We start from the raw sequence: 15,665 nt of genomic DNA, 5'->3' as shown, positions 1-15,665 counted from the left end.
TTCCGACCTGCTCCCCCGATGGCCCACCCACCCGATCGCGCCGACGCTGCCCCCACCGAGCTGGTGCTGAAGACCACCGCGCCGCGCGTGCCGGCGCAGCTGCTCGCCCGCGCGCGGCTGAGCCTCGCCGCGCCGGGCTTCGACGAACGCCCGATCACGCTCGTGCAGGCGCCGGCCGGCTACGGCAAGACGTCGCTGCTCGCGCAATGGCGCCGCGAATGCCTGGCGCTCGGCCGCGCGGTCATCTGGCTGTCGGCCGACGAGCGCGACGACGCGCCGCGGCTGCTTCTGGGGCTCGTGCAGGCCGTGCGGACCGGGTGCGCCAGGCCAGGCTTCGGCCGCCTGATCGCGCGCGGCGCGCCCGATGCGGCACGCGCGCTCGAAGGAATGACCGCGTGGCTCGCCGAAGTCGCGCAACTGTCGATCGACGCGCTGCTGATCGTCGACGACGCGGAGCGGCTGCCCGCCGCCGGCCTCGACGCGCTGACCTACGTGCTGCACAACGCGCCGCCGAACCTGCGCGTCGTCGTCGCCGCGCGGCGCGGGCTCGACCACGCGGCGGCCGACCTGCTCGCCGGCGGCCAATGCCTGCTGGTCGGCCCCGACTGGCTGCGCTTCACGCTCGACGAGACGATCGCGCTCGTCGGCGCGCGCTTCGCGCAGCGCGTCGACGCCGATGCGTGCGCGCGGCTGTTCGAGCGCGTCGACGGCTGGCCGCTCGGGCTGCAGCTCGCGATGGCCGCGATGGCGCGCGCGGCCGATCCGCGCCAGGCCGTCGATGCGCTCGCCGCGCGCGCGGGCGGCACCCGCGACCGGCTCGTCGAATTGCTGCTCGCGAACCTGTCCGCCGACGACACCGCGTTTCTCACGCGGGTGAGCGTCGTCGATCGCCTCCATCCGTCGCTGTGCGGCGCGCTGCTCGACGACGCCGGCGCGTCCGCGCGCCTTGCGCGCCTCGCGCGCGACACGCCGCTCTTCATCGCGTCGGACGATTCCGACTGGTGCCGGCTGCATCCGCTCGTGCGCGACGCGCTGCGCGACCGCCTCGCGGCCGGCCCCGACGCCGCGCGCGGCGTCCTGCACGCGCGCGCGGCCGGCTGGCTCGACGCGCACGGGATGACGGACGAAGCGGCCCGCCACGCGTATGCGGCCGGCCAGCTCGAGCTCGCCTATGCGCTCGCGCAGCGCTGCCTGGAGAACGCGATCAAGGAAGGCCGCATCGACGACGTGCTCGACTGGCTCGCGCGCCTGCCCGACGCGGAGCTCGACAAGCGCCCGGCGCTACGGATCGCGGTCGCATGGGCGCTCGCGCTCGGCGAGCGGCACGTCGAGGCGCGCCGCCAGATCGCGGGCATCCTCGCCGCGCCCGACACGCCGCCCGCGATGCGTTACGAATGCGCGCTGATCCTGAGCGCGGCCGCGTATTACGCGGACGAGATCGACCGCTTCGTCGAGCTGTTCGAACCGTGGGCCGATTTCGCGCCGCCGCCCGCGACCTGGCTCGCGCAGATGCACGCGAACCGGCTGTCGGCGCGCGCGATCATCCTCGGCGAGCCGGCGCAGGCGCGCCGCTTCCAGCAGGCCGCGCCGCGAGGTGAGACGGCGGCCGGTTTCGGCTACGTCGCGCGCTGGGGCGAGCTGATCACGGGCTTCAGCTATCTGTGCGAGGGGCAGCGGCAGCTCGCGGACGACGTGCTGTCGCCCGCGCTGGCCCGCGCGGAAGCCGATCTCGGCCGCCGCCATCCGCTGACCTGCATGTTCGCGGCGCTGTGCGCGGCGCTCGCGTACGAGGCCGATCGCGTCGACCAGGCGGCCGCGCTGCTCGCGAACCGGCTCGATGTGCTCGAGCACGCGGGCATCCCCGACACGGTGCTGCTCGGCTACTGCACCGCGGCGCGCATCGCGTTGCTGCGCGGCCTCGAGCACCGCGCGATCGACCTGCTCGAAGCGCTGGACGCGATGGGCGTCGCGCGGCGGCTGCCGCGCCTGTCGGTCGCGAGCCTCGCCGAACAGGTGCGCATCCACGCCGCGCGCTACCGCGAGGCGACCTGCCATGCGCTGGTCGAGCGGATCGATGCGATCGCAGCCGCCGAGTTCCCGGCCCACGGGCCGCTGTGGCGGCGCCCCGTCGTGCTGCTGCAGGCGACCGCGCATGCCGGCGCGGCGCTGGCCGCGCGCCGCTGGGAGGACGCGTGCGCGGCGCTCGACGAGGCGGCGGCGCTCGCCCGCGAAATGAACGTCGGCCGCGCGCGCATCGAGATCATGGCGCTCGGCGCGTTCGCGCTCGAGCAGTCGGGCCAGGGCGGCCGCGCGCGGCTCGTCGAGGCGATGAACCTCGCGGACGTGTTCGGCCTCACGCGCACGCTCGCCGACGCGCATCCGGCCGTCGCGGACTGGGCGCGCCGGGTCGGCGACGAGGCCGCCGCGAGCGCGAGCCAGACGGGCCAGGCCCGCCACGCGCTGCCGCAGCCGCGCGTCGTGCCGCCCGCGCCGCGCAGCGCGGCCGGGCCGCGCGCGGTGCCGAGCGTCGTGCTGACGCCGAAGGAGCGCGCGATCCTCGAGCTGCTCGCGCGCAACCTGTCGAACAAGGAAATCGCGGTCGCGCTCGCCGTCGGCGAGGAAACCGTGAAATGGCACCTGAAGAACCTGTTCGGCAAGCTCGACGCCAGCTCGCGCAAGCACGCGGTGCGCCGCGCGCTGGTGCTCGGCCTGCTTGAAAACGCGCCGTAGCGCGCCGCAGCAGCACGCCTTCGTCCCGTCGATTCTCCGCAACCCTGCCCCCCGCGCGTGGGGGGGAGCGGCCGCGCGTCGTTGCGTAGTCTTTGCGCATCACCCGGGCAGGCTCGATCCCGCCCGGGAACAACACGATCCCGGAGACTCGGATGAAGACGAAACTGGCCGCGCTCGCCGCGCTTGCCGCCTGGTCGGCGCTCGCGCACGCGCAATCCTCCGTCACGCTGTACGGCGTGATCGACACCGGCATGCTGTACCAGAGCACGTCGGCCGCATCGTTCAGCCCGAGCGCGCCGAACACCGGCAAGGTGTTCCGGATGAAGGACGGCGGGATCTATTCGAGCTTCTGGGGGATCAAGGGCAGCGAGGACATCGGCGGCGGCTACAAGGTCAACTTCAAGCTGCAGGGCTCGTTCGACAGCGGCACCGGCCGGTTCCAGCTGAGCGACACGCCGGGCGCGGTCGCGATCTTCAACCAGATCGCGTCGGTCGGCGTGTCGGGCCCGTTCGGCAGCGTCACGGCGGGCCGCCAGATCGTGCCGATGATCTACGCGATGGCCGACACCGACGTGCGCAACGCGCAGTTCTTCGGCAGCATCCTGACCGCGTGGCTCGGCATCAACACCGCGGCGGGCTGGCCCGGCACGAGCACCAACGGCGCGATCGGCGCGCTGTACGACAGCAATGCGCTCGTCTACCAGTCGCCGACGTTCGGCGGCGTGTCGGTCGCGCTCGAATATGCGCCGGGCGGCGTCGCCGGGCAGATCCAGGGCGGCACGCGCGAATCGGTCGTGCTCAAGTACTCGAACCATGGGCTGAACGTGGCGGCCGTTTACTACAACGGCCATGACGCGAATCCGGCGCCCGGCTCGACGCCGACCGGCGTGAACAACAACCGGTTCGTGTACGTCGGCGCGAAGTACACGATTCACGATTTCTCGGTGTCGGCTTCGTATGGGAACGGCAAGAACCCCGCACATTCGAACCAGGCGAATTTCGACATGATGTCGGCGGGCGCCGGCTATCGCTTCACGCCCGCGCTGCAGGTCACGTCGGCCGTGTACTACCTGAAGGACCGCAACCGGTCGGCGAACAAATCGACGTCGGTCGTGCTCGCGGCCGACTACAGCCTGTCGAAGCGCACGATGGTTTACGCGCAGGTCGGGCATGTGAACAACCGCGGCACGATGGACCAGATGCTCGTCTACGGGCAGCCGGTCGCGCCGGGCGTCGGGACGACGGCGGCGATGATCGGGTTGCGGCATAGCTTTTGAGGGGGGCGCCTAGCTCGGGGCGCGTAGCTGGGGGCGCCCAGCTCGGGGAGCCTGGCTGGAAGCCCCCGGCGGCAAGCTTTCCGCAAGCCTGCCGGGGCACCCACAGCACCGATTTGTCAGATCGGCTACAGTGGGCGCTTTGGCGCGGCCGGCCACGCCCGCTTCCGCGTAGCCCTGCCGTTCCCGAGCCGTGAACGGCCGGCCGCGCGCGGCGGCGCAGCGAGCCGCAGATGACCCACCTCGACGAGCGAACCCCTCCATGCCCGATCTGTCCGCCTTCCCGATCACGCAAAAGTGGCCGGCCCAGCATCCCGACCGCCTCCAGCTCTACTCGCTGCCGACGCCGAACGGCGTCAAGGTGTCGATCATGCTCGAGGAAACCGGCCTGCCGTACGAGCCGCATCTCGTGCGCTTCGACACGGACGACCAGCTCTCGCCCGCGTTCCTGTCGCTGAATCCGAACAACAAGATTCCGGCGATCATCGATCCGAACGGCCCGGACGGCAAGCCGCTGCCGCTGTTCGAATCCGGCGCGATCCTGATCTATCTCGCCGACAAGACCGGCCAGCTGATCCCGAAGGATCTCGCGGGCCGCTACGAGACGATCCAGTGGGTGATGTTCCAGATGGGCGGCATCGGCCCGATGTTCGGCCAGGTCGGCTTCTTCCACAAGTTCGCCGGCCGCGACTACGAGGACAAGCGTCCGCGCGACCGCTACGTCGCCGAATCGAAGCGGCTGCTCGCCGTGCTCGACGCGCGCCTCGCCGAGCGCAAGTGGGTGATGGGCGACACCTACACGATCGCCGACATCGCGATCTTCCCGTGGGTGCGCAACCTGATCGGCTTCTATGAGGCAGGCGAGCTCGTCGGCTTCAGCGAATTCCGCCACGTCGCGCGCGCGCTCGACGCGTTCGTCGCCCGCCCGGCCGTCGCGCGCGGGCTCAACATCCCGGCCCGCGGCTGATCCGCGCAGCCGGCGCGTTTCCATCGCGCCGGCAACCCGACAGCCCGCCGCCTCGCGCGGCGGGCCGATGCGGCCGCGCGGCGCCCAGCCGTGCGACGAGACTAACCGCCCCCGCCGCCAGCCTCACCCAACCCCGCCAGCAGCTTGCCGAGCAGCCGCGCGAGCTGCGCCTGCTCCGACGCCGACAGCGCGTCCAGTATCGCGCGCTGGTTCTCGACGTGCGCGACGACGGCCTCGTCGATCAACGCGCGGCCGGCCTCCGTCAGCGCGACGAGCGTGCCGCGCCCGTCGGCCGGATTCGGGCGGCGCTCGACCCAGCCGGCCTTCTGCAGCCGGTCGATGCGCGCGGTCATCCCGCCCGACGACATCATCAGCGCGTCATACAGCGCCGTCGGCGTCAGCGCGAACGGCGCGCCGCCGCGGCGCAGTGTCGCCAGCACGTCGAATTCGCCCGGCTGCATCCCGTAGCGCGCAAACAGCGGATTGAGACGGTCGCGCCCGATCGCGAGCGCCGCTTCCTGCAGCCTGCCCATCACGAGCATCGACGACGCGTCGAGATCCGGGCGTTCGTCGCGCCATTGCGCGACCGCGTGCGCGGCTCGATCCCTTCGATCCATTAACCCTCCTTCGCAAACAAGTTATCTTGACGTCGAGATAAATCAGCATTTATCTTGACGTCAAGATAATTTACCTGAAAAACGCGCGGCGTCCGCCTCGACGCCGCGCACGTCACCGAGGGCTACACGATGAATCGCTTCACTTCCCCCGGATGGCGGCTTGCCGCCATCGTCCTCGTCGGGCTGAACCTGCGCCCGGCGCTCGCCGCGGTCGGCCCGCTGCTCGACATGATCCAGCGCGCGACCGGCATCGACGACAGCACCGCCAGCCTGCTGACGACGATCCCGATCGTGCTGATGGGCCTCGGCGCGCTGCGCGCGCGCCGCCTGCAGCGCTCGCCCGGGATCGCGGGCGGCGTCGGAATCGGCATCGTGCTGATCGGCCTCGCGTGCGCGGCGCGCGTCGGCGCGCAGCATGCGTGGCTGCTGCTTGCGAGCGCGTGCTGCGCGGGCATCGGCATCGCAATGGTGCAGGCGCTGCTGCCCGGTTTCGTGAAGGCCAACTTCGCGACGCGCATCGGCGGCGTGATGGGCGTCTACTCGACGTCGATCATGGGCGGCGCGGTACTCGCGAGCGTCGCGGCGCCGCTGGCCGCCGCGCGCTGGGGCTGGCTCGCGGCGCTCGCGTGCTGGACGCTGCCGGCCGTCGTCGCGGCGGCCGTGTGGCCGTTCGCGAGCCGTGGCGGCGCGCCGGTCGCCGCCGCGTCGCCGGTGCTCGCGCGGCCGTCGCGCTCGCCACGCGCATGGCGGCTCGCGCTGTTCTTCGGGATCGCGACCGGCGCGTACACGCTCGTGCTCGCGTGGCTGCCGCCGTTCTACATGCGGCTCGGCTGGTCGCCCACGGCGGCCGGCGGCCTGCTCGGCGGCGTGACGCTCGCGGAAGTCGTGGCCGGGCTGGCGGTGTCCGCGACGATCGACCGCATGCCCGATCGCCGGGCGGCGCTGTTCGCGGCGATCGCGGCGCTGTTCGTCGGCCTCGTGCTGATGCTCGCGTCGCCGGAGGGGCTCGCGCTGCCCGTCGCGCTGCTGATGGGCGCGGGCATCGGCGCGCTGTTCCCGCTGTCGCTGATCGTCACGGTCGACCATGCGGCGACGCCGGCCGATGCCGCGTCGCTGACTGGTTTCGTGCAGGGCATCGGCTACCTGATCGCGGGGCTGTTCCCGTTCGCGGCCGGCATCGTGCGCCAGCATCTCGCGGACCTGACGCCGGCGTGGATCGCGATGGCGTGCCTGTGCGTCGTGCTGTGCGCGCTGGCGTCCGGCTTCGCGCCGCACGTTGCGCGTCGCGTCGCGCGCGCGTGAGCGCAGGCGCGGGAGCGGCAGGTAGCAACCGCAACGAAAAGCACCGTCAGTCCGCGCTCGCGTACAGCGTCGAATCGGCGAACCCTTGCGCATCGAGCACGCGGCCGATCAGGATCAGCGCGGTGCGTTCGATGCGCGTGCCCTGCACCTTCGCGACGATATCCGCGAGCGTGCCCGTCACGCGTTCCTCGTCCGGCCAGCTCGCGCGGTAGATCACCGCGACCGGGCAATCCGGCCCGTAGTGCGGCAGCACCTCGTCGACGATGCGCGCGAGATGCCGCACGCCGAGGTGGATCGCGAGCGTCGCGCGGTGCGCGGCCAGCGAGCCGAGCGACTCGCCTTCGGGCATCGTCGTCTTGCCCGCGAAGCGCGTGAGGATCACCGTCTGCGCGATGCCGGGCAGCGTCAGCTCGCAGCCGAGGGTCGCCGCGCACGCGGCGGCGGCGGTCACGCCCGGCACGATTTCATACGGAATCCCGAGCGCCTTCAGCCGGCGGATCTGCTCGCCGATCGCGCCGTATAGCGACGGGTCGCCCGAGTGCACGCGCGCGACGTCCTGCCCTTTCGCATGGGCGTCGGCGAGCAGCGCGACGATCGCGTCGAGGTCGAGCTCCGCCGTGTTGACGACCTGCTCCGCGCGATGCCCGTCGAGCACCGCCGCGGGCACGAGCGACCCCGCATACAGGATCACCGGGCACGTGCGCACGAGGCGCTGGCCCTTCACCGTGATCAGCTCCGGGTCGCCGGGACCCGCGCCGATGAAATACACCGTCATCGATAACACTCCGTCAGTTCATGGGGACGACCCGCCGTCCGGCGTCACGCGCGCGCGGCCGGATCGAGCGCGTCGAGCAGCGCGGCGGCCGAGTCGAACGCGCGGTCGGCGTCGGGCAGCGGCGGCCGGCGCAGCATCACGACCGGCAGCCGGCGTTCGCGCGCGACGTCGAGCTTCGCTTCGGTCGCCGCGCCGCCGCTGTTCTTGCTGACGACGACGTCGATGCCCGCGAGCGCGAACAGCGCGCGTTCGCCGTCGAGCGTAAACGGCCCGCGCGCGGCGACGATCTGCGCGCGCGCGTTGCCCGGATGCGGATCGAGGCAGCGCACGAGCCAGAACTGGTGCACCGGAATCGCGTCGAGATGCGCGAGCGGCTCGCGGCCGAGCGTGAACAGCGGCCGGCGGAACGGCGCCAGCGCGGCCTCGATGCCGGCCCAGTCGTCGACCATCCGCCAGTCGTCGCCCGGCTGCGGCTGCCACGGCGCGCGGCGCAGCGCCCAGACCGGCACGCCCGCGTCGTGTGCGGCGGCCACCGCGTTCGCGCTGATCCGCGCGGCATAGGGATGGGTCGCGTCGATCACGAGGCCGATGCCGGCTTCGCGCAGGTACGCGGCCAGCCCCTGCGCGCCGCCGAAGCCGCCGACGCGCACCTCGCACGCGAGATCGCCGGGCACCTTGCCGAGCCCCGCGAGACTGTACACGTGGTGCGTGCCGAGCGCGCGCGCGATCTTCAACGCGTCGCCGGTGCCGCCGAGCAGCAGGATGCGCGGGCTCATCGCGCGCACCCGACGAAACGGCCCTGCCGGTCGATCGCGAACATCTCGACCGCGACCGACGCGGGCACGATGTCGCGCGCGACGGCGAGCGCGTGCGCGCAGACGATGTCGCCGAGCGGCACGCCGTCCGCCTGTGCGAGCTTCAGCGCTTCCTGGCTCGTATTCGCGGCCAGCATCGCCGCCTGCAGCGCGTCGCTCGCGCCCGCTTGCGCGGCCCATTGCGCGAGCAGCGGCAGGTCGATGCTCGAATGGCGGCTGTGCAGGTCGAGATGGCCGGCCGCCAGCTTGCTGAGCTTGCCGAAGCCGCCGCACATCGACAGCCGCGCGACCGGCGCGCGCCGCAGATGCTTCAGCACCGCGCCCGCGAAATCGCCCATCTCGATCAGCGCCATGTCGGGCAGACGGTAGTGCGCGCGCATCGCGTCCTCGCTGGCGTTGCCGGTGCACGCGGCGATGTGCGCGACGCCGTTCGCGCGCGCGACGTCGATGCCCTGGTGGATCGACGCGATGTACGCGGAGCACGAGAACGGCCGCACGATCCCGGTCGTGCCGAGGATCGACAGCCCGCCGACGATGCCGAGGCGCGGGTTCATCGTCTTCAGCGCCAGCGCCTCGCCGCCCTCGACGCCGATCGTCACGTCGAAGCCGCCCGCATGGCCGTGTTCGGCCGCGAGCGCGTTCAGGTGCGTCGTCATCATCTGGCGCGGCACGGGATTGATCGCCGGCTCGCCGACCGGCAGCGTGAGCCCCGCGCGCGTGACCGTGCCGACGCCCGGCCCTGCATGAAAACGCACGCCGGGCGCCGCCGCGAGCGCGACGCGCGCGAACACGAGCGCGCCGTGCGTGACGTCCGGATCGTCGCCGGCGTCCTTGATCGTGCCGGCCTCCGCGCCGCCGGTTCCATCGGGCCCATCGGCTATCAACCTGCAGAATTCGACGCGCATCACGACGCGCTGCCCCTTCGGCAGCACGATCTCGACCGCGTCGCCCGCTTCGCCGGTCAGCAGCAGCCGCGCGGCGGCCAGCGACGTCGCGGTCGCGCAACTGCCGGTCGTGTAGCCGAAGCGCAGCGGCGCGGGTTGCTCGGGGGTTTCGTCGCGCATCACGCGGCCGCCGTTGCGTGCATCTGCGCCGGCTTGCACACGTCGTACAGCGTGACGGGCAACGGCTGCCGCCAGGTGTCGAAGCGGCCGAGCGGCTCCGCGTGCGCGAGCGACACGCGCGTGAGCGTGCCGCCGTGCGCATCGCGCCACGCGGCCAGCGCGATCTCGCCCTGCAGCGTCACCGCGTTCGCGACGAGCCGGCCGCCCGGCTTCAGCGCCGACCAGCAGGCGTCGAGCACGCCCGGCACGGTCGCGCCGCCGCCGATGAAGATCGCGTCGGGCGCGGCGAGCCCCGCGAGCGCATCGGGCGCGCGCCCCGCGACGAGCTGCAGGCCCGGCACGCCGAGCGCGTCGCGATTGTGTTCGATGTAGCGCTGCCGTTCCGCGTGCGATTCGATCGCGATCGCCCGGCACGACGGGTGCGCGCGCATCCATTCGATGCCGATCGACCCGCAGCCCGCGCCGACGTCCCACAGCAGTTCGTCCGGCGCGGGCGCGAGCCGCGCGAGCGTCAGCGCGCGCATGTCGCGCTTGGTGAGCTGCCCGTCGTGGCGGTAGGCGTCGTCCGGCAGGCCGGGCGTCAGCGCGCGGCGCGGTGCGTCGGGCGCCGCGCGGCAGTCGAGCGCGACGAGATTCAGCGCCGCGGTCTCGTCGACCGCCCAGTCGTGCGCGAGCGCATCGATGCGCCGCTCGAGCGGGCCGCCGAGATGTTCGAACACGCTGATGCGAGTCGGCCCGAAGCCACGCGCGCTCAGCTCGGCCGCGACGACGGCGGGCGTGCGGCCGTCCGCGCTCAGCACGAACAGGCGCCGCCCCGGCAATAGATGGCGGGCGAGCGCCGCGAGCGGCCGGCCGACCAGCGACACCGCGCCGACGTCCTGCAACGCCCAGCCGAGACGGGCCGCGGCCAGCGACAGCGACGACGGCGCGGGCAGCACGCGCCATTCGCCGGGCGCAAGCTGGCGCGCGAGCGTCGCGCCGACGCCGAACAGCATCGGATCGCCGCTCGCGAGCACGCAGACGGGCGACCCGCGACGCGCGAGCACGCCCGCGAGATCGAACGGCGACGGCCATGCCTCGCGCGCGGCCGCGAGCCGCGCGGGCAGCATGTCGAGGTGCCGCGGCGCGCCGACCACGAGCGTCGCGTCGAGCAATGCGCGGCGCGCGGCGCGCCCGAGCCCCGTGTAACCGTCGTCGCCGATGCCCACCACCGTCAGCCACGCCGTCATGCACCCTTCCCCATCGTTCGTTCCGTAGTGTTGCCGCAAGCGGCCTGCGGGCCGCGCGTATGTCTGTGTTGCGAAAAAAGGCATAATACAGCGTTCGTTCGCCGGCGCCCCTCGGGGCCGAAGAGGGAACACAGGGCGCGTGCCGCGCCGCTGTGGCTGCCCCCGCAACTGTAGGCAGCGAGCCCGCCTCCATCTCGCGCCACTGGCTTGTCCGGGAAGGCCTGGAGCGGGCGTCGACCTGTCAGCCAGGAGACCTGCCGGCTTGAAAGTGCGTGCGTGCCAGCCGGCATCGGGCGGGGTGTACCGATGCGTTGGCCGCGGCGCGACACTGCGTCGGTGCCCCGTTGAATTCCGTCCCCGTTCCGTCTGCTTCACCCGTCGTGCGCCCATCGGCCTGCCCGGGGCTCGTGCGTGTCGTCCCCGCCGCCGACGGCGGCCTGTGCCGGATCAAGCTGCCGGGCGGCCGTCTCGACGCGCGGCAGGCGCGCGCGATCGCCGCCGTCGCCCGCGCGCGCGGCTCGGGCGTGATCGAAGCGACCAATCGCGCGAACCTGCAATTGCGCGGCATCCGCGACGGCGAAGCGGCCGCGCTCACCGCCGCGCTGCTCGGCGCCGGCCTCGGCCCGCTCGTCGACGCCGACGGCGACGCGCTGGCCGCCAGCGACGACGTCCGCAATCTGATGCTGAGCCCGCTCGCGGGACGCGACCCCGCCGCGCTCATCGACAGCGCGGCGCTCGCCGCGCCGATCTTCGGCATGCTCGCGCGCGAGTCGCGCCGGTTCGAGCTGTCGCCGAAATTCTCGATCCAGCTCGACGGCGGCGAGGCCGTCGCGGCGCTCGATCATCCGCACGACATCTGGCTCTCCGCATGGCGGCGCGGCGACGGCGCCGTGCGCGTCGCGGCCGGGCTGGCCGGCTGTCCGCCCGTCGCCCCCGGCGATGCGCCGGCGTGCGCCGACGTCGCGCCCGGCGATGCCGCTGCGCTCGTGCGCGCACTGATGCTCGCGTTCCTCGATCTCGCGCCGGCCGACGCGACGCGCATGCGCGCGCTGCTCGCGACGCACGGCGAACGCGCGCTGCTCGAACGCGCGCAGGCGTATCTGCCGTTTCCGCTTGCCGCCGATCCCGCGCTCGCCGCATGGCGGCGCGCGCCGTCCGCGCCCGCGCTGCGCTTCGGCGCGCGCGCATCACGCGATGCCGCGCGCTGCAGCGTCGGCGCGCAATTCGCGCTCGGCCGTCTCGACGCCGAACGCCTCGACCAGCTGGCCGCGCTCGCGGACGCGCACGGCGACGGCACGCTGTCGATGACGCCGTGGCAAGGCGTGTTCGTCCACGGCGTCGCTACCGGCGACGCGCCCGCGCTGCGCGACGCGCTCGCCGCGCTCGGCCTCGTGTGCGAGCCGACGCATCCGCTCGCGCAGCTCGTCGCGTGCGCGGGCAGCGCCGGCTGCGCGAAAGCGCGCGCCGACACGAAGCACGACGCGCTCGCGCTCGCCGCGCGCGTCGGCCATGCGCTCGATGCGCACCTGACCGGCTGCGAGCGCCACTGCGCGCTGCCGCACCCGGCGGCGCACACGCTCGTCGCGGTCGCGCCGGCGCGCTACGACCTTTACCGGCGCGATGATGCAGCAGGCGCAGCAGGCCTCGGCGCCCCGCTCGCGCGCCACTTGACGATCGACCAGGCCGCGGCCCGACTGGGCAACCCGCGGCAAAGCCAGGACACCACCGATGCTTGACTACATACGCGACGGGCAGGAAATCTACCGCCAGTCGTTCGCGACGATCCGCGCCGAGGCCGACTTGTCGCGCATCCCGGCCGACCTCGAAAAACTCGCGGTGCGCGTGATCCACGCGTGCGGGATGGTCGACGTCGTCGACGATCTGCGCTTCTCTCCCGGCGCGGGCGCGGCGGGCCGCGCGGCGCTGGCCGCCGGCGCGCCGATCCTCTGCGACGCGATGATGGTCGCGCAAGGCATCACGCGCGCACGGCTGCCGGCCGGCAATCGCGTGCTCTGCACGCTCGGCGAGCCCGAGGTGCCCGACCTCGCGCGGCAGCTCGGCAACACGCGCTCGGCCGCGGCGCTCGAACTGTGGCGGCCGAACCTGGCGGGCAGCGTCGTCGTGATCGGCAATGCGCCGACCGCGCTGTTCCACCTGCTCGACATGCTCGACGCGGGCGCGCCGCGCCCCGCGCTGATTCTCGGCTTCCCGGTCGGCTTCATCGGCGCGGCCGAATCGAAGGCGCTGCTCGCCGCCGACAGCCGCGGCGTGCCGTACGTCGCGCTGCTCGGCCGGCGCGGCGGCAGCGCGATGGCGGCCGCCGCGGTCAACGCGCTCGCGACGGAGGTCGAATGACGGCCGCGCGCGGACGCCTGTTCGGCCTCGGCGTCGGCCCGGGCGACCCCGAACTGATGACGCTGAAGGCGGTGCGCCTGCTGCAGGCCGCGCCGGTGGTCGCGTATTTCGTCGCGAAGGGCAAGAAAGGCAATGCGTTCGGCATCGTCGAAGCGCATCTGCTCGACTCTCAGGTGCAGTTGCCGCTCGTCTATCCGGTGACGACCGAAGCGCTGCCGCCGCCGCTCTGCTACGAAACCGTGATCGCCGACTTCTACGACACGGCCGCCGACGTCGTCGCCGCGCATCTCGACGCGGGCCGCGACGTCGCGGTGATCTGCGAAGGCGATCCGTTCTTCTACGGCTCGTACATGTATCTGCACGACCGCCTCGCGCCGCGCTACGACACCGAGGTCGTGCCCGGCGTGTGCTCGATGCTCGGCGGCACGGCCGTGCTCGGCCAGCCGCTCGTGTATCGCAACCAGAGCCTGTCGGTGCTGTCCGGCGTGCTGCCGGAGGACGAGCTGCGCGCGCGGCTCGCGCAGGCCGACGCGGCCGTGATCATGAAGCTCGGCCGCAACTTCGACAAGGTGCGGCGCGTGCTCGACGAACTCGGCCTCGCGAAGCGCGCGCTGTACGTCGAGCGCGCGACGATGGCGAACCAGCGCATCGTGCCGCTCGACGCAGTCGATCCGATGGCGTCGCCGTATTTTTCGCTGCTCGTCGTGCCGGGGGAAAAATGGCAAGGATGACGACCCCGCCCGCGATCGTGGTGCTCGGCGCCGGCGCGCTCGACACCGCGCGGCGCATCCAGGCGCGCTATCCGGGCGCGCAGGTGCACGGCCTCGCGTCGCGCGTCGCCGCCGACGTGCCGTTCGACGAGCTCGGCGCGCACCTGCGCGAGCTGTATGCGCGCGGCCTGCCGATCGTCGCGCTGTGCGCGGCCGGCATCGTGATCCGCTGCATCGCGCCCGCGCTCGCCGACAAGGGCGTCGAGCCGCCGGTGCTGGCGGTCGCGGAAGACGGCTCGGCCGTCGTGCCGCTGCTCGGCGGCCTGACCGGCGTGAACCTGATCGCGCGCGAGCTGGCCGACTGGCTCGGCGTCGCGCCCGCGATCACGACGAGCGGCGAGCTGCGCTTCGGCGCGTGCGTGCTCAATCCGCCCGACGGCTACGCGCTCGCGAATCTCGCGCAAGGCAAGCGCTTCGTGTCCGACCTGCTCGCGGGCGCGGCGACGCGCATCGACGGCGCCGCGCCGTGGCTCGACGACGTCGCGCTGCCGCGCGACGACGCGGCCGCGCATGCGATCCGCGTCACGCCGTTTGCATGGCGCGGCGCGCGCGACGAACTCGTGATCCATCCGCGCAGCGTGGTGATCGGCATCGGCGCGCGTCTGCCGTCATCGGCCAGCGAGGCCGCCCCGCTCGACGCGCGCATCGGCGCGTTGCTCGACGCACAGGGCCTCGCGCCGCAAGCGCTGGCTGCGCTCGTCGCGCCGGCGGCGATGATCGGCGACGCGGCGCTCGAAGCGGCCGCCGATGCGCTGGGCGCGCCGCTGCGCTTCGTCGATGCCGATCCCGATGCGGCGGCGTCCGACGTGCTCGAACGCGCACTGCGCGTGCCGCACACGCGGCACACGCCGCTCGACGGGCTCGCCTGCGCGGTCGCCGCGCACCCGGTCGATCCGGCGACGCTCGGCCGCGCGCGCGGCCGCCTCACCGTGCTCGGCCTCGGGCCCGGGGCCGCCGCATGGCTAACGCCCGCCGCGCGCGCGGCGCTGGCCGACGCGACCGACATCCTCGGCTACACGACCTACGTGAACATGGCCGGCCCGTTCCGTGCGGACCAGCGCGTGCACGGCACCGACAACCGCGAGGAAATGCAGCGTGCGCGCCACGCGTTCGAGCTGGCGGCCGAGGGCCGGCGCGTCGCGGTCGTGTCGTCGGGCGACCCGGGCGTGTTCGCGATGGCCGCGGCCGTGCTCGAAGCGCTCGACGATGCGCGCGATCCGCGCTGGGCCGCGGTCGACCTGCGCGTCGAGCCCGGCGTGTCCGCGTCGCTCGCGACCGCCGCGCAGGCCGGCGCGCCGCTCGGCCACGACTTCTGCGTGATCTCGCTGTCGGACAACCTGAAGCCGTGGGACGTGATCGAGACGCGCCTCGCGCACGCGGCCGAGGCCGATCTCGTGATGGCGTTCTACAACCCGATCTCGCGCGCGCGGCCGTGGCAGCTCGATCGCGCGCTCGACGTGGTGCGCGCGCATCGCGCGCCGGACACCGTCGTCGTGCTCGGCCGCGACATCGGCCGGCCCGGCGCGACGCTCGTCAACACGACGCTCGGCGCGTTGCGCGCCGAGCAGGTCGACATGCGCACGATGGTGATCGTCGGCTCGTCCACCACGCGGCGCTTTTCCGTCAACAATGGTCGGGATTGGGTGTACACGCCGCGCTGGTATCGCTGAATGCGCGCCGGGCCGCGCGCCCGGCGCCGTATCGAATGCACGCAATTATTTCGCACCTCGATTCAAACGAAATAAAAGCGCAGTCAAGGATTCCCGA

At 73.1% G+C, this 15,665-nt stretch carries 13 protein-coding genes and 1 riboswitch; of the genes, 8 read left to right on the top strand and 5 right to left on the bottom strand.

Annotation, left to right across the window (positions count from 1 at the left end; genetic code table 11):
- Nucleotides 1-18 precede the first annotated feature (18 nt).
- The 3 genes from KY49_RS07650 (at nucleotide 19) to KY49_RS07640 (ending at nucleotide 4,971) form a co-directional block, all read left to right on the top strand.
- Complete coding sequence (locus KY49_RS07650) at nucleotides 19-2,730, top strand: LuxR C-terminal-related transcriptional regulator (RefSeq protein WP_042584034.1); 2,712 nt, start codon at nucleotides 19-21, stop codon at nucleotides 2,728-2,730.
- 152 nt (nucleotides 2,731-2,882) lie between these two features.
- Complete coding sequence (locus KY49_RS07645; RefSeq protein WP_042584033.1) at nucleotides 2,883-4,007, top strand: porin; 1,125 nt, start codon at nucleotides 2,883-2,885, stop codon at nucleotides 4,005-4,007.
- 259 nt (nucleotides 4,008-4,266) lie between these two features.
- Complete coding sequence (locus KY49_RS07640) at nucleotides 4,267-4,971, top strand: glutathione S-transferase N-terminal domain-containing protein (RefSeq protein ID WP_042584032.1); 705 nt, start codon at nucleotides 4,267-4,269, stop codon at nucleotides 4,969-4,971.
- 101 nt (nucleotides 4,972-5,072) lie between these two features.
- Here the strand turns inward: KY49_RS07640 and KY49_RS07635 are convergent, their stop codons facing one another.
- A complete protein-coding gene (locus KY49_RS07635; protein WP_042584031.1) occupies nucleotides 5,073-5,588 on the bottom strand; it encodes a MarR family winged helix-turn-helix transcriptional regulator in 516 nt (171 codons plus the stop codon).
- 129 nt (nucleotides 5,589-5,717) lie between these two features.
- Between KY49_RS07635 and KY49_RS07630 the strand changes: the two genes are divergently transcribed.
- Nucleotides 5,718-6,890, top strand: coding sequence for an MFS transporter (locus tag KY49_RS07630; protein WP_042584030.1), 1,173 nt, complete (start codon nucleotides 5,718-5,720; stop codon nucleotides 6,888-6,890).
- Between the two features lie 46 nt (nucleotides 6,891-6,936).
- Here the strand turns inward: KY49_RS07630 and cobM are convergent, their stop codons facing one another.
- Genes cobM through KY49_RS07610 form a run of 4 tightly spaced genes read right to left on the bottom strand, consistent with a single transcriptional unit; the run spans nucleotide 6,937 to nucleotide 10,773 of the window.
- Nucleotides 6,937-7,665, bottom strand: a complete 729-nt coding sequence (gene cobM / locus KY49_RS07625) for a precorrin-4 C(11)-methyltransferase (RefSeq protein WP_010092378.1) — start codon at nucleotides 7,663-7,665, stop codon at nucleotides 6,937-6,939.
- A gap of 44 nt (nucleotides 7,666-7,709) precedes the next feature.
- On the bottom strand, nucleotides 7,710-8,441 hold the full coding sequence (locus KY49_RS07620; protein WP_042584616.1) for a cobalt-precorrin-6A reductase: 732 nt from the start codon (nucleotides 8,439-8,441) through the stop codon (nucleotides 7,710-7,712).
- Nucleotides 8,438-9,544 (bottom strand): cobalt-precorrin-5B (C(1))-methyltransferase, encoded by a 1,107-nt coding sequence (locus KY49_RS07615; protein WP_042584615.1) that lies wholly within the window; start codon nucleotides 9,542-9,544, stop codon nucleotides 8,438-8,440. The genes KY49_RS07620 and KY49_RS07615 overlap by 4 nt, the downstream gene beginning before the upstream one ends.
- A complete protein-coding gene (locus tag KY49_RS07610) occupies nucleotides 9,544-10,773 on the bottom strand; it encodes a bifunctional cobalt-precorrin-7 (C(5))-methyltransferase/cobalt-precorrin-6B (C(15))-methyltransferase (protein ID WP_042584029.1) in 1,230 nt (409 codons plus the stop codon). The genes KY49_RS07615 and KY49_RS07610 overlap by 1 nt, the downstream gene beginning before the upstream one ends.
- Nucleotides 10,774-10,858: 85 nt before the next feature.
- Nucleotides 10,859-11,049, top strand: a riboswitch (cobalamin riboswitch).
- Nucleotides 11,050-11,153: 104 nt separating this feature from the next.
- On the opposite strand from KY49_RS07610, the gene cobG reads away from it, so the two are divergent.
- From cobG to cobJ, 4 genes are read left to right on the top strand one after another with little or no spacing between them, the layout of a single operon-like run.
- A complete protein-coding gene (gene cobG, locus KY49_RS07605) occupies nucleotides 11,154-12,509 on the top strand; it encodes a precorrin-3B synthase (protein ID WP_331456543.1) in 1,356 nt (451 codons plus the stop codon).
- The gene (locus KY49_RS07600; protein ID WP_042584027.1) at nucleotides 12,502-13,128 is read left to right on the top strand and encodes a precorrin-8X methylmutase; all 627 of its coding nucleotides are present in this window, start codon (nucleotides 12,502-12,504) and stop codon (nucleotides 13,126-13,128) included. The genes cobG and KY49_RS07600 overlap by 8 nt, the downstream gene beginning before the upstream one ends.
- Nucleotides 13,125-13,859, top strand: coding sequence for a precorrin-2 C(20)-methyltransferase (locus KY49_RS07595; protein WP_042584026.1), 735 nt, complete (start codon nucleotides 13,125-13,127; stop codon nucleotides 13,857-13,859). The genes KY49_RS07600 and KY49_RS07595 overlap by 4 nt, the downstream gene beginning before the upstream one ends.
- Nucleotides 13,856-15,568, top strand: coding sequence for a precorrin-3B C(17)-methyltransferase (gene cobJ, locus KY49_RS07590; protein ID WP_042584025.1), 1,713 nt, complete (start codon nucleotides 13,856-13,858; stop codon nucleotides 15,566-15,568). The genes KY49_RS07595 and cobJ overlap by 4 nt, the downstream gene beginning before the upstream one ends.
- Nucleotides 15,569-15,665: the final 97 nt, after the last annotated feature.

It is taken from the genome of Burkholderia sp. MSHR3999 (genome assembly GCF_000833595.1).
Classification (GTDB): domain Bacteria; phylum Pseudomonadota; class Gammaproteobacteria; order Burkholderiales; family Burkholderiaceae; genus Burkholderia; species Burkholderia ubonensis.
The sequence above is the reverse complement of the archived record's forward strand: the minus strand, read 5'-3'. Positions and strand labels throughout refer to the sequence as shown.

Coding starts and splice junctions, on each gene's coding strand:
- KY49_RS07650 (WP_042584034.1), top strand. CDS start 19: ATGGCCCACCCACCCGATCGCGCCGACGCTGCCCCCACCGAGCTGGTG.
- KY49_RS07645 (WP_042584033.1), top strand. CDS start 2,883: ATGAAGACGAAACTGGCCGCGCTCGCCGCGCTTGCCGCCTGGTCGGCG.
- KY49_RS07640 (WP_042584032.1), top strand. CDS start 4,267: ATGCCCGATCTGTCCGCCTTCCCGATCACGCAAAAGTGGCCGGCCCAG.
- KY49_RS07635 (WP_042584031.1), bottom strand. CDS start 5,588: ATGGATCGAAGGGATCGAGCCGCGCACGCGGTCGCGCAATGGCGCGAC.
- KY49_RS07630 (WP_042584030.1), top strand. CDS start 5,718: ATGAATCGCTTCACTTCCCCCGGATGGCGGCTTGCCGCCATCGTCCTC.
- cobM (WP_010092378.1), bottom strand. CDS start 7,665: ATGACGGTGTATTTCATCGGCGCGGGTCCCGGCGACCCGGAGCTGATC.
- KY49_RS07620 (WP_042584616.1), bottom strand. CDS start 8,441: ATGAGCCCGCGCATCCTGCTGCTCGGCGGCACCGGCGACGCGTTGAAG.
- KY49_RS07615 (WP_042584615.1), bottom strand. CDS start 9,544: ATGCGCGACGAAACCCCCGAGCAACCCGCGCCGCTGCGCTTCGGCTAC.
- KY49_RS07610 (WP_042584029.1), bottom strand. CDS start 10,773: ATGACGGCGTGGCTGACGGTGGTGGGCATCGGCGACGACGGTTACACG.
- KY49_RS07600 (WP_042584027.1), top strand. CDS start 12,502: ATGCTTGACTACATACGCGACGGGCAGGAAATCTACCGCCAGTCGTTC.
- KY49_RS07595 (WP_042584026.1), top strand. CDS start 13,125: ATGACGGCCGCGCGCGGACGCCTGTTCGGCCTCGGCGTCGGCCCGGGC.
- cobJ (WP_042584025.1), top strand. CDS start 13,856: ATGACGACCCCGCCCGCGATCGTGGTGCTCGGCGCCGGCGCGCTCGAC.